Genomic DNA, 11,985 nt, shown 5'->3' on the forward strand with positions numbered 1-11,985 from the left:
CCTTGTCCTGATTTAAAGTTAATCCACTATACGTTTTATCAACGGGCAATCATTAAAAGAAACGTATTATAGATGATTTCAGACGCCCCTATGAATTTTCCATTACAAATTCCACCCAAATTACGAAAACAATAGAGAACCATATTTTCAGACAACAAAAACGCCGCATTTCTGCGGCGTTCGTTTACTCAGGTTTAGTTGGCATTTTCTTGTAAAGCCAAGTCCACACGTTCACGCAATTCCTTACCGGGCTTGAAGTGAGGAACGTGTTTTTCAGGCACTTCCACACGTTCGCCGGTTTTGGGGTTGCGGCCGATACGGGCCGGGCGATGGTTCAAATCGAAGCTGCCGAAACCACGGATTTCAATACGCTGACCGCGAGCCAGCGAGCGGGTCATGGTATCAACCAAAACCTTTACGCTGTATTCGACGTCTTTTGCCAGCAATTGGTTACCGTTTTTCTCGGCAAAAACTTCTGCCAAACGAACCATTAATTCAGACTTCGTCATGTCTGCAACCTTATTCTTGGTCGCCGGACAGTTTGGCTTTCAGCAAGTCGCCGAGGCTGGTAGTACCTGCGCTGGCGGTTGCAGCAGCGTTGACTGAATTCAGAGCTTCGCGGTTTTCTTTAGCGTCTTTGGCTTTAACAGACAGGCGGATGCTGCGGTTTTTGCGGTCGACGGTTACGATAACGGCTTCAACCTCGTCACCTTCTTTCAGTTTGGTGGTCAGGTCTTCAACGCGGTCGGCTGCGAATTCGGAAGCAGGCAGGTAGCCTTCTACTTCGTCAGACAGGGCAACAACGGCACCTTTGGCATCAACAGATTTCACAGAACCTTTAACCAAAGAACCTTTGTCGTTTACGCTGATGAAGTTACCGAAAGGATCGCCTTCCAGTTGTTTGATGCCCAAAGAGATACGCTCTTTGTCAACGTCGATTGCCAATACAACGGCTTCAACTTCTTCGCCTTTTTTGTATTTGCGTACAGCTTCTTCGCCGGCTTCAGTCCAAGACAGGTCGGACAGGTGAACCAGACCGTCGATACCGCCGGGCAGGCCTACGAATACGCCGAAGTCAGTGATGGATTTAACCGCACCGGAGATTTTGTCGCCTTTGTTGTGGTTGGCGGCGAATTCTTCCCAAGGATTGGCTTGGCATTGTTTCATGCCCAAAGAGATACGTCGGCGGTCTTCGTCGATTTCCAGAATCATGACTTCGACTTCGTCGCCCAATTGTACGACTTTGCTTGGGTGTACGTTTTTGTTGGTCCAGTCCATTTCGGAAACGTGTACCAAACCTTCGATACCTTGTTCGATTTCAACGAACGCACCGTAGTCGGTCAGGTTGGATACTTTACCGAACAGGCGGGTACCTTGTGGGTAACGACGGGTCAGGCCGCTCCAAGGATCTTCGCCCAATTGTTTCATACCCAGAGAAACGCGTTGTTTGTCTTGGTCGAATTTCAGGACTTTGGCTTCAACTTCCTGACCGACTTCCAGAACTTCACTCGGGTGTTTCACACGGCGCCATGCCAGGTCGGTGATGTGCAACAGGCCGTCGATGCCGCCCAAGTCAACGAATGCACCGTAGTCGGTGATGTTTTTAACGATACCTTTGATGATAGAGCCTTCTTGCAGGTTTTCCAGCAGGGCTTTGCGCTCTTCACCCAAAGTAGCTTCCAGAACGGCGCGGCGGGAAACCACGACGTTGTTGCGTTTTTTGTCCAGTTTGATGACTTTGAATTCGATTTCTTTGCCTTCAAAGTGGGAAGTGTCTTTAACGGGACGTACGTCAACCAAAGAACCCGGCAGGAATGCGCGGATGCTGTTGATCATAACGGTCAGGCCGCCTTTGACTTTGCCATTGATAACGCCGGACAGGATGTCGCCGTTTTCCATCGCTTCTTCCAAAGCGATCCAGTCGGCAGCACGTTTGGCTTTTTCGCGGGACAGTTTGGTTTCACCGAAGCCGTTTTCAACGGATTCGATGGTAACGGTAACGAAATCGCCAACTTTAACTTCAATCTCGCCCTGAGCGTTTTTGAATTCAGCAACGTCAATCAGAGATTCTGATTTCAGACCTGCATTAACGGTAACGAAGTTTTGATCGATTGCCACGACTTCGGCAGTAATCACCTCACCCGGGTTCATTTCTTGCAGGGTAAAGCTTTCTTCAAGCAACTGGGCAAAATTTTCCATAGTCATATATACTCTTTTCGGTACACCGCCAAGGGGTGCGGGGTAGGTTGGAGAATGCCTGCCGCCCTTGGCACGGCAGGCTTTGAAAATAAATATTTCAGACGACCTTCGGATGCTCCAAAGGTCGTCTGAAACAAAACGCAGGGATTATACCCTAAATTTCAAACTTTATGATACCAATCAAGCACTTTTTTTACAGCTTCTTCGATACTCAGCCCGCCCGTATCCAAAAGCTCCGCGTCGGGAAGCTGCTTTAAGGGCGCAATGCTGCGGCGGCGGTCCGCTTCGTCGCGTGCCTCGATGTCCGACAAAATCCTTTCAAATTCCAAGCCTCCGCACGGAATGCCGATTTGTTTGGCACGGCGTTCCGCCCGTATTTTCGCACCTGCGGTCAGAAAAACCTTTAATGCCGCATCGGGGAATACAACCGAACCCATATCGCGCCCGTCGGCAACTAAACCTTTTCCCGTCAGAAAATCACGCTGCCGCTGCAAAAGAGCGGCACGCACTTTTGGCAACTGCGCCACTGCAGAAGCGCCCATGCCGATGGCTTCGCTGCGGATTTGTCCCGAAACGTCTTCATCATCCAAAAAGACCTGAGTGCCTTCAAAGCGGGCGGGCAGATTTTCCGCTAACGCGGCAACCGCCACTTCATCGTTCCATTCCACATCCCGTTTCTTCGCATACAGCGCGGTCAGGCGGTATAACGCGCCTGAGTCCAGATAATCGAACCCTAAAGCCTGAGCGACGCGGGAAGCGACCGTCCCTTTTCCCGATGCACTGGGCCCGTCTATGGCGATGACTTTTTGTTTGGTATTCATATTTTGGCTTTCTGAAATAATGTAGGAGGCCGTCTGAAAACAGATGCATCGAAAATATCTTATTTTTCGAATATGCGGGCAATGGTTAAAGTTCTACGACGACCCGGAATTTTACGGGGATAATGTTAAAAAGCAAATCTGACTATTCACCAGTTACTTCACCAGAAAAGGTCGTCTGAAAGCCCTATTTTTGGTTTTCAGACGACCTTTCTATCTATTCCTTTTTAAGCCAACAACTCCTGCCAGCGTTTCACTTGGAGGCGCACTTGCTCCGGCGCGGTTCCGCCCAAGTGGTTGCGCGCGTTCAGACTGCCTTCGGGTGTCAGTACGCCGTACACGTCGTCTGAAATCAGATCGCTGAAGCCTTGCAGGACTTCGAGCGGCAGTTCGCTCAAATCGACGCCCGCTTGGTCGGCGTGGCGCACGGCTTGGGCGACGACTTCGTGGCTGTCGCGGAAAGGCATGCCTTTTTTTACCAAGTAATCTGCCAAATCGGTGGCGGTAGCGAAGCCCTGCATCACGGCGGCGCGCATGTTGTCAGGTTTGACGGTAACCCCGCGCATCATGTCGGCGTAAATCCGCAGGGTGTCGATGAGCGTGTCGGCGGTATCAAACAGCGGTTCTTTGTCTTCCTGATTGTCTTTGTTGTACGCCAAGGGCTGCGATTTCATCAGGGTAATCAAGCCGATAAGGTGTCCGATGACACGACCTGACTTGCCGCGCACGAGTTCGGGAACGTCGGGATTTTTCTTCTGCGGCATGATGGACGAACCTGTGCAGAAACGGTCGGCAATGTCGATAAAGCCAAAACGCGGACTCATCCACAAAATCAATTCTTCGGACAAGCGGCTCAGGTGAACCATAATCAGCGAGGCGGCGGCGGTGAACTCGACGGCAAAATCGCGGTCGGATACGGCATCGAGCGAGTTTTGGCAGATTTGTTCGAAACCCAGCAATTCGGCGGTGATTTCGCGCTGAATCGGATAAGTCGTACCGGCAAGGGCGGCGGCACCGAGCGGCATACGGTTGACGCGTTTGCGACAGTCGGTCATGCGCTCGAAATCGCGTCCGAGCATTTCGACGTAGGCGAGCATATGGTGTCCGAAGCTGACGGGTTGGGCGACTTGCAGATGGGTGAAACCGGGCATGACGGTTTCGGCGTTTTGTTCCGCCAAATCGACCAAGGCCGTCTGAAGGCTTCGAATCAGGTCTTGAATAACGGTAATCTGGTCGCGCAACCACAGGCGGATGTCGGTGGCAACTTGGTCGTTGCGGCTGCGGCCGGTATGCAGGCGTTTGCCGGCATCGCCGATTTTTTCGGTAAGGCGGCGCTCGATGTTCATGTGGACGTCTTCCAAATCCAGTGACCAAGAAATAGTACCGTCCTTGATTTCTGCTATAATCTCCGCCATTCCCTGACGAATCGCCGCCAAATCTTCTTCACTCAAAACACCTGATTGAACAAGCATTTGCGCGTGAGCCAGCGAACCCTGAATGTCCCACTCTGCAAGCCGTTTGTCGAAATCGATCGAACCGGTGTATTTTTTCACCAGTTCGGAAACAGGCTCGTTAAAACGGCCCGACCAGGTTTTGTCCTTACTCATGGTTTCGTCCTTCAGATAAAATAACAGAGCCAATAAGGCTCGTATAAACGCATTAAAAGAAAACGGTTGGAAATTTTATGTCTATTATACGTCAAATCAACAATACATTCGCCGTCCCGGACCTGCGCAATTCGGCAACAGTCGTGCGCCTTTTGATTATTGTCTTGGGCAGTCTGTTCTTTCTACCCTTGATCAGCGATTCTTCGCTCTCCTATTCCGCAGAGATTTACCATCATTCCCAATGGGTGTTTCCCGTATTACTGGGGATTTTGGTTAAAGCCTATTTCGTCAATATCTTCACCCCTGCCATCAAAACATCGCCCTACGGCGTCATTATTACCTATTTTTTGAACTTATCGATATTTGCAATCGTCGATTTCTTCATTCTGAAAACACACGGCAGAACGCTCTCGCAACATTTCTTCCTGTTCAACCTTTTCCTGCTCGGGCTGATGTATTACGAAGCCTCGCGCCGGAACGGCCTTGCGCCTTCGATTTCCGAAGCCCGCCTCAGCGCGCTGACCGCCCGCATCCGCCCGCATTTCCTGTTCAACAGCCTCAACGCCGCCATCAGCCTCATCCGTCTTCGCCCGTATGATGCGGAAACCCTGCTGGAAAACCTCGCCAACCTGTTCCGCGCCCAACTGCGTGACGGCAGCCAAAGCAGCACTTTAGGACAGGAAATCGAGTGGGCACAGGAATACATCGCCATCGAACAAATCCGCATGGGCCATATGCGCGTGCAGGTGATGTGGCAGCACCAGGCGCCCGATGACGCGGAAACGCCGCACCTCCTGCTCCAACCCCTTTTGGAAAACGCGGTCTTCCACGGCGTCGAATCGACCCACCGCCCCGGCATGATTACCGTGTTTACCAAGCTCAACAAATCATCCATCTACATCCGCATTGAAAACCCGTACACCCCGCCCGAAAGCAGCGAAAACGCCAAACCGCACAAAGGCAACTCGATGGCATTGCACAACCTCAAAGAACGCCTGACGCTAATGTACGACAACGATGCCAAAATCCAAAGCCGCCAACTCGACGGCATTTTCCGCGTCGACATCCGCCTGCCTTACCGCAAAAAAGCGTCTGATGTGAACAGACTGTTCGGTTGAGAAAACATCGCCGAATATAACAACAAAGGTCGTCTGAAAACCTGATTGCGAAGGGTTTTCAGACGACCTTTTGGTTTTAATAATCTTGATTTATGCCACCGGCGGCATTTGGGCGGCGGTTTCCAGCATCCATGCCGTGGTTTCGGCGAAAGCGGGGCGGGCGAGATGTTTGGCGGCGTAGCGTTGCAATACGTCGGTTTCATCGGCGGGCAACACTTTCCAATTTTGCGTTAAGTGCAGAATCAGCGCGGAGCAGTACAAATCCATCGCGGTAAAGCTGTTTCCGACGATGTAGTCGCGGTTTTTCAAGTGTTCGCGCAAGGTGTTCCATGCGGTATCAAAATCGCCGTAACCGATTTGGCGGCGGCATTCGGGCGTATCGACGGGCAGGTTGTGCAATTTGTTGAAGGCTGCGTATTCGAGGTGCATCAATATGCACATCCAGCGGTAGTATTCGCCGCGCTCCACCGTACCTGCGGCGGGGATGAGGTGTTTGTCGGGGAACTGTTCTGCCAAAAAGGTAATGATGGCGGTCGATTCGGTCAGTACGGCATCACCGAATTTGAGCGCGGGGACTTGCCCTTGCGGATTGATGGCGAGATATTCGGCGGATTTCATTTGTGTGCCGAACTGGACGAGTACGACGGTGTATTCCGCGCCGCATTCTTTGAGCATCCATACGACGTATCTGCCGCGTGAAAAGGGATGGGTGTAGAGCGTGATGTTGTGCATATTTCTTCCTTTTACACGATGAATGGTTTTAGCGAAACCCACAGCGGGGGTTTTCAGACGACCTCATCAATAGGCGATGCTTTTTGCCGCTTCGTTCAAACCGTTTTCCAAAGATTCGAGCATGGCGGTATAGCCGTCGCCTTGTTGCGGGGTGGTAACGTCAAACGGTTTGTTGCGTCCGTCCGGCCATAGGGCGTAGCCGCTGACGGTAGTCTGCCCCTGATAGCTGCCTTGGAAGGCTTCGATATAGATTTTCAGGGTTTGGCTGCTTTGGCTGCGCGAGGCGGGAACGAAAGTATGGCGCGGGTTGAGGCGGTTGAGTTTGTTGCTGAGGTTTGCCGCCAACGCACCGTCGAGCAGTGCTGCCCAAAGGTGGTTTTTCGCCAGATTCACATGATATGCGTCGGTTTGGTAAACGAGGCCGCCGCTGGCAAGCGGTTCGGCAAGGTTGACTTTGACCGCGATTTCACTGCCTTGCGCCGCAGGCCGGATGTATTGGCTGTCGGGCAGGACGAAATATTGCGGGCTTTGCGCGGTGCCGCAGGCGGCAAGCGTCAGGGCGGCGGCAATCGGGAAGAGGCGCATTATCGGCTTCCTTTCGGGATGGGGTCTTTGCTGCTGCTGTTGAAAATCAGCGCATTGGGTTTTTCTTTCAAAGTATTAATGACGGGCTGTACGTCTCTGAGGGTTTTGTCCAAACTTTGCAGGGTATTTTGCACGTCGCCGTAGATGGGCGATTGCGGCGATACGCCTTGCAGGGTTTGGCGCAATTCTTTCAGGGTTTGGTTCAGCTCGTTCGGAATGTTTTGCGTTTGCGGTTTGCCGACCAGTTTGTCGATAGAGCTTAGGGCGGCATTGGCAGATTTGAGGGTGGATTTGAGTTCGGCGAGCGAACCGTTCAACCCGGCAACGGTTTTATCCAACGGCAGATTGTTGAATTTCTCCAGTAAATCCGCCACTTTCGCCTGCAAATCGTCCAAACCGCCGCCTTGTGTGGCAATGACGGTATCGCCTGCGTAAACGGTGTGCGGTCGCAGCTTGGGCGAAGACGAAGGCTGGTCGGTCAATTCGACCATTTTGCTGCCGGTAATCAAATTGTTGCTGGAAATGGTGGCGGTCAGACCTTTACCCAAAGCAGCTTGGAATTGTTGTTTCCAATGTTCTTTGCTTTGTTCGTCAGCGTTGATTTCCATGCGCGAGGGCTCGATGCGGATGCGCACGGGAATCCAGCCGTTTTCAAACAGATGCAGGCTGTCGTTGCGGTCGAAATAGGGAACGTCGGAAACCACGCCCACATTCAGTCCTTTATATTCGACGGGCGAACCGGCGGTCAGACCGCGCACGGACTGTTTGAAAAACGCGGTGTAATACAACGAACGGTCATCGGGCAGGTTTGCCACTTCGCTGCGGCTGTCGTAAAGCGTAAAACTGTCTTCGCTTTTCACATTTTTGCTGTTTTTGGTTTTTGGCGAATCAAACGAAATTGCGCCGGAAAGCAACGCAGGCAGGGGGGCGGAATTGAGTTTCACGCCGCTGCCCGTGGTTTCGATATTGATGCCGCTCTCCAGCCAGAAGCGGCTTTCCGAATTAATCAATTTGTCGTTCGGGCTTTGGATGAAGATGGTGTAATGCACGGTTTGGTCGGCAGGCTCGAAATGCGCACTTTCTACCTGTCCGACCATAAAGTTTTCATAAAGCACGGGGCTGCTGACGTTGAGGATTTTGTCGTTTTGACCGACCAGCTTCAGGCGCAGGCCGCTTTGCCCGATGGCGGCAATCGGCGGGATGTCCTGCACTTCAAATACGTCCTTCGTTTCATTGCTTTTGCCCGGCGTAAACGCGATATACGAACCGGACAGGAGTGTGCTCAAACCGGTTACGCCGCTTTGGTCGATACGCGGTTTCACCACCCAAAACTGCGTATCGCTGCGGATGAGGTCTTTCGCATCGGCGTTAAGCTGGGCGGTGACTTCCACGCCTTTTTGGTCGTCGCGCAGCTTGATGCGGGTAACGTGTCCGACATCGACGTTCAACACTTTAATCACCGTATTGTTGACTTCAATGCCTTCCGCGCTGTCCATCAAAAGCGTGACGACCGGACCTCGGTTGCGGATGTCCTTTACCAGCAGCCAGCCGCCCGCAATCAGCGCAATCAGCGGAATCAGCCACACGATGGACGTGAAGACATTGGTTTTTTTGACGCGCGCGGGTGCGCGATGCGTTTGAGAAGAATCGTGTTTTTTCATTGTTTCTGGTTATCGTCGGAATCGGGGTCGTCTGAAAGCTGCTGCTGCCTGTCCCAAATCAGGCGGGGGTCGAAATAATAGGCAGACAGCATGGTCAATACCACAACCAGGCAGAAATAAACCGCCGCCCCGCCGGGGACGACGCGCGCCATGTTGGTGTGGAACGAACTCATCAAAATAATAATCACAAAAATATCGATCATCGACCAGCGGCCGATGGATTCAGTAATCCGGTAAAGCACCGACATTTTCGGCGCGCTCATCGGCGGTTTGAAATAAGCAGACGCAATCAAAACCGCCATCGCGATAATCTTCAATACCGGCACCAAAATACTCGCGCTGAAAATAATCACCGCAATCAGCCTGTCGCCGTCGTTCCACATATACACAATGCCGTTGAAAATCGTATTGACTTCCAGCGCGGTAGGGTTTGACGAAATCATAATCGGCAGAATATTCGCGGGGAAATACAGGATAAACGCCGCAATCAAAAACGCCAGCGAAATGCTCAGGCTTTTCGGGCGGCGGCGGTACAAATCCGCACCGCAAACCTCGCAAGGCTGCTCGTCTTTATCGCTGAAATACAGGCAGCGGCTGCAACAGGTTTTGTCTTCGGATGCCGTTTGCACCGCATCCCCACCCGTCAGCCTGTGGATTTTATAATAAACCCAATGTTGAGGAATCGAGACTGAAGTCCGAATCAGCATGACCGACAGCGCAAACATCAAATAAAATGCCGAGCCGAATTCAACCTCCGCCACAGACGAGAGCTTGATATACGCCACCAAAGTGGAAATAAAGAACACATCCACCATAATCGCATGACGCAGCCTGACCAAAACCCGCGTCGCAAACCGCAGCGCAGGATACGCCCGCTCGCGCACCAACGCGGTATAAACGTACAAACAAAGCAGCAAAAACAATACCGGCGCACCGAAAGTGAGGACGAACATCACTTCCGCCAGAAAGCCGTAATCCTGATAAATCAAAAGCCGCATCATTTCAGGCAGCGACAGGACGGATGTTACGCCGAAGAGTTCCACGCGGATATAAACCATGCTGTACGCAAACGCCATCAAAATCAGCGAAGTCGTCGCGTAAGCCAGCGGCGCAACATAAGGATTGTTTTCCACCTCGACCACTTCATGATTGCACACCGGACAATGCGCTTCCTGCCCCTGCCGCAGGCGCGGAATATCCATGCGGTTGCCGCAGTCCGGGCAATCCACCGTATGCGCCGGCAGCGATGCGTCGGGCAGGTAGGATTTATAACGCCACCAGCGCGTATAGCTAGGAATCGGTTTCATGGGAAAAGGGGGAGGACGGAAAAGTGTATAGAAAGACTCGGCATTATAAGGGAAAACAGAAAGATAGCCTAACCTCACTAAATATCAAGACATCAAAATATCAAGGCATCAAAAGGTCGTCTGAAAACATTGCTGTTACTGCCTATATCTGACAAGCCGGAGTAAATCAAAACAGTAAATATCTACATTGTTATAGCGGATTAAAATAAAAATGAGGCAAAGCAGCAACGGGGGCCGTTTACGGATAGTATATAAGGGCGTTGGCAACGCTGTATCATTGCAATTTTAATCCGCTATACCACCACCCTCCCCTGTAATCTTTTCACTCAAAAATGCCTGATTCAAAAAACTGGGCTACTTTTCCACAATAAAATAAAAGGTCGTCTGAAAATAAAATTTCAGACGACCTTTCAAGCATACAACCTGATTAACCCAAATCAAACGCTTTGTGCAGGACGCGGGTGGCAAGTTCCATGTATTTCTCGTCAATCAAGACGGAAACTTTGATTTCTGAGGTGGAAATCATTTGGATGTTGATACCTTCTTCGGCGAGGGTACGGAAGATTTTGGCAGCAACGCCGACGTGCGAACGCATGCCCAAACCGACTGCGGAGACTTTGCACACGGTGTCGTCGCCGTCGATGGCTGCGGCGCCGATGCTGTCTTGCAGTTTGGTCAGGATTTCGATGGTTTGTTTGTACTCGCCGCGCGGTACGGTGAAGGAGAAATCGGTAGTGCCTTCGCTGCCGACATTTTGGATGATCATGTCGACTTCGATGTTGGCATCGGCAACCGCGCCTAAAATCTGATAGGCGACGCCGGGTTTGTCGGGTACGCCGCGTACGTTGATGCGGGCTTGGTTTTTATCGAATGCGATACCGGTTACGGCAGCTCTTTCCATGTTGTCGTCCTCTTCAAAGGTAATTAAGGTGCCGTTGCCGCCGTCTTGCAGGCTGCTCAGTACGCGCAGGCGCACTTTGTATTTTCCGGCGAATTCTACTGAACGGATTTGCAAAACTTTCGAACCGAGACTTGCCAGTTCGATCATTTCTTCAAATGTAACCGTATCCATGCGGCGCGCTTCGGGTACGACGCGGGGGTCGGTGGTGTAAACGCCGTCTACGTCGGTATAGATTTGGCATTCGTCCGCTTTGAGGGCTGCGGCAAGCGCAACGGCGGAGGTGTCGGAACCGCCACGTCCGAGTGTGGAAATATCGCCTTCGCTGCTGATGCCTTGGAAGCCGGCGACGATGACGACTTTGCCCTCGGCGAGGTCGGCGCGCATTTTTTCGTCATCGATGCTTTCGATGCGGGCTTTGGTGTGGGAAGTATCGGTTTTGAGGGCGACCTGCCAGCCGGTGTAGCTTTTGGCATCCACGCCGATGTCTTTCAATGCCATTGCCAAAAGGCCGATGGTCACTTGCTCGCCGGTAGCTAAGACGACGTCCAGCTCGCGCGGATCGGGATGCTCCTGCATTTCGTGCGCCAGCGCAACCAAGCGGTTGGTTTCGCCGCTCATGGCGGATACGACGACAACGATGTCGTGTCCTTCGGCGCGGGCTTTGGCGACACGTTTGGCTACGTTTTTAATGCGTTCGGGTGAGCCTACTGATGTGCCGCCGTATTTGTGTACGATTAACGCCATGTTTCGTGCTTTCTGTTTGAGATTGGTAGGGCAGCGTGGTGCTGCAAAGTCGGAATCTTCCCGCCTGTCTGAGCAGGTTTTCACGCTGTGGCAAAAGGCGGGCAAATCTTTGTGTATTTTACTGTCGTTTACATGAATTTCAAGGATAAATTGGATTTTGGCGACAAACAGACCGTCGGATGTCGAAGGTCGTCTGAAAATATGGTTTCAGACGACTTTTTATTTCAAACCTAATAGTTGCATCTTGTTATATTTTTCTAATCAATCAGTACAAAATACTAGTTGAGACCTTTGCAAAAAAGCCTTTCCCCCA

The 11,985-nt window shown here is 51.7% G+C and carries 10 protein-coding genes; 1 reads left to right on the top strand and 9 read right to left on the bottom strand.

Going from position 1 to position 11,985, the window contains the following annotated elements; translation table 11 throughout:
• Nucleotides 1-194: 194 nt before the first annotated feature.
• The 4 genes from HMPREF3066_RS08620 to argH form a co-directional block, all read right to left on the bottom strand.
• Entirely contained in the window at nucleotides 195-509 is a 315-nt protein-coding gene (locus HMPREF3066_RS08620; protein WP_003744632.1) for an integration host factor subunit beta, read from the bottom strand.
• 10 nt (nucleotides 510-519) lie between these two features.
• A complete protein-coding gene (gene rpsA, locus HMPREF3066_RS08625) occupies nucleotides 520-2,205 on the bottom strand; it encodes a 30S ribosomal protein S1 (protein ID WP_003759201.1) in 1,686 nt (561 codons plus the stop codon).
• A 155-nt stretch (nucleotides 2,206-2,360) separates the two neighbouring features.
• Nucleotides 2,361-3,020: a (d)CMP kinase gene (gene cmk, locus HMPREF3066_RS08630; protein ID WP_070442160.1), complete on the bottom strand. Its 660-nt coding sequence runs from the start codon at nucleotides 3,018-3,020 to the stop codon at nucleotides 2,361-2,363.
• 224 nt (nucleotides 3,021-3,244) lie between these two features.
• Nucleotides 3,245-4,624 (bottom strand): argininosuccinate lyase, encoded by a 1,380-nt coding sequence (gene argH, locus HMPREF3066_RS08635; protein WP_070442163.1) that lies wholly within the window; start codon nucleotides 4,622-4,624, stop codon nucleotides 3,245-3,247.
• A 77-nt stretch (nucleotides 4,625-4,701) separates the two neighbouring features.
• Between argH and HMPREF3066_RS08640 the strand changes: the two genes are divergently transcribed.
• On the top strand, nucleotides 4,702-5,742 hold the full coding sequence (locus HMPREF3066_RS08640; protein ID WP_003755259.1) for a sensor histidine kinase: 1,041 nt from the start codon (nucleotides 4,702-4,704) through the stop codon (nucleotides 5,740-5,742).
• 90 nt (nucleotides 5,743-5,832) lie between these two features.
• Here HMPREF3066_RS08640 and HMPREF3066_RS08645 read toward each other — a convergent pair whose 3' ends face one another.
• From HMPREF3066_RS08645 to HMPREF3066_RS08665, 5 genes are all read right to left on the bottom strand, one after another.
• Nucleotides 5,833-6,474 (bottom strand): glutathione S-transferase family protein, encoded by a 642-nt coding sequence (locus HMPREF3066_RS08645; protein ID WP_070442167.1) that lies wholly within the window; start codon nucleotides 6,472-6,474, stop codon nucleotides 5,833-5,835.
• Nucleotides 6,475-6,540: 66 nt separating this feature from the next.
• Complete coding sequence (locus HMPREF3066_RS08650) at nucleotides 6,541-7,059, bottom strand: PqiC family protein (protein WP_070442170.1); 519 nt, start codon at nucleotides 7,057-7,059, stop codon at nucleotides 6,541-6,543.
• Nucleotides 7,059-8,720 carry an intermembrane transport protein PqiB gene (gene pqiB / locus HMPREF3066_RS08655; RefSeq protein ID WP_003769024.1) on the bottom strand — a complete coding sequence of 554 codons (1,662 nt, stop codon included), beginning with the start codon at nucleotides 8,718-8,720 and terminating at the stop codon, nucleotides 7,059-7,061. Before pqiB ends, HMPREF3066_RS08650 begins: the two co-directional genes overlap by 1 nt.
• Nucleotides 8,717-10,027, bottom strand: coding sequence for a paraquat-inducible protein A (locus tag HMPREF3066_RS08660; RefSeq protein ID WP_070442175.1), 1,311 nt, complete (start codon nucleotides 10,025-10,027; stop codon nucleotides 8,717-8,719). The genes pqiB and HMPREF3066_RS08660 overlap by 4 nt, the downstream gene beginning before the upstream one ends.
• Before the next feature lie 427 nt (nucleotides 10,028-10,454).
• Entirely contained in the window at nucleotides 10,455-11,672 is a 1,218-nt protein-coding gene (locus HMPREF3066_RS08665) for an aspartate kinase (RefSeq protein ID WP_045073804.1), read from the bottom strand.
• Nucleotides 11,673-11,985 lie beyond the last annotated feature (313 nt).

Source organism: Neisseria sp. HMSC03D10, assembly GCF_001807625.1.
Taxonomy (GTDB): Bacteria; Pseudomonadota; Gammaproteobacteria; order Burkholderiales; family Neisseriaceae; genus Neisseria; species Neisseria mucosa.

Bases quoted from the DNA above. Each gene is read 5' to 3' on its own strand.
- argH (WP_070442163.1), bottom strand. From the start codon at position 4,624: ATGAGTAAGGACAAAACCTGGTCGGGCCGTTTTAACGAGCCTGTTTCC.
- cmk (WP_070442160.1), bottom strand. From the start codon at position 3,020: ATGAATACCAAACAAAAAGTCATCGCCATAGACGGGCCCAGTGCATCG.
- rpsA (WP_003759201.1), bottom strand. From the start codon at position 2,205: ATGACTATGGAAAATTTTGCCCAGTTGCTTGAAGAAAGCTTTACCCTG.
- HMPREF3066_RS08660 (WP_070442175.1), bottom strand. From the start codon at position 10,027: ATGAAACCGATTCCTAGCTATACGCGCTGGTGGCGTTATAAATCCTAC.
- HMPREF3066_RS08645 (WP_070442167.1), bottom strand. From the start codon at position 6,474: ATGCACAACATCACGCTCTACACCCATCCCTTTTCACGCGGCAGATAC.
- HMPREF3066_RS08650 (WP_070442170.1), bottom strand. From the start codon at position 7,059: ATGCGCCTCTTCCCGATTGCCGCCGCCCTGACGCTTGCCGCCTGCGGC.
- HMPREF3066_RS08620 (WP_003744632.1), bottom strand. From the start codon at position 509: ATGACGAAGTCTGAATTAATGGTTCGTTTGGCAGAAGTTTTTGCCGAG.
- pqiB (WP_003769024.1), bottom strand. From the start codon at position 8,720: ATGAAAAAACACGATTCTTCTCAAACGCATCGCGCACCCGCGCGCGTC.
- HMPREF3066_RS08665 (WP_045073804.1), bottom strand. From the start codon at position 11,672: ATGGCGTTAATCGTACACAAATACGGCGGCACATCAGTAGGCTCACCC.
- HMPREF3066_RS08640 (WP_003755259.1), top strand. From the start codon at position 4,702: ATGTCTATTATACGTCAAATCAACAATACATTCGCCGTCCCGGACCTG.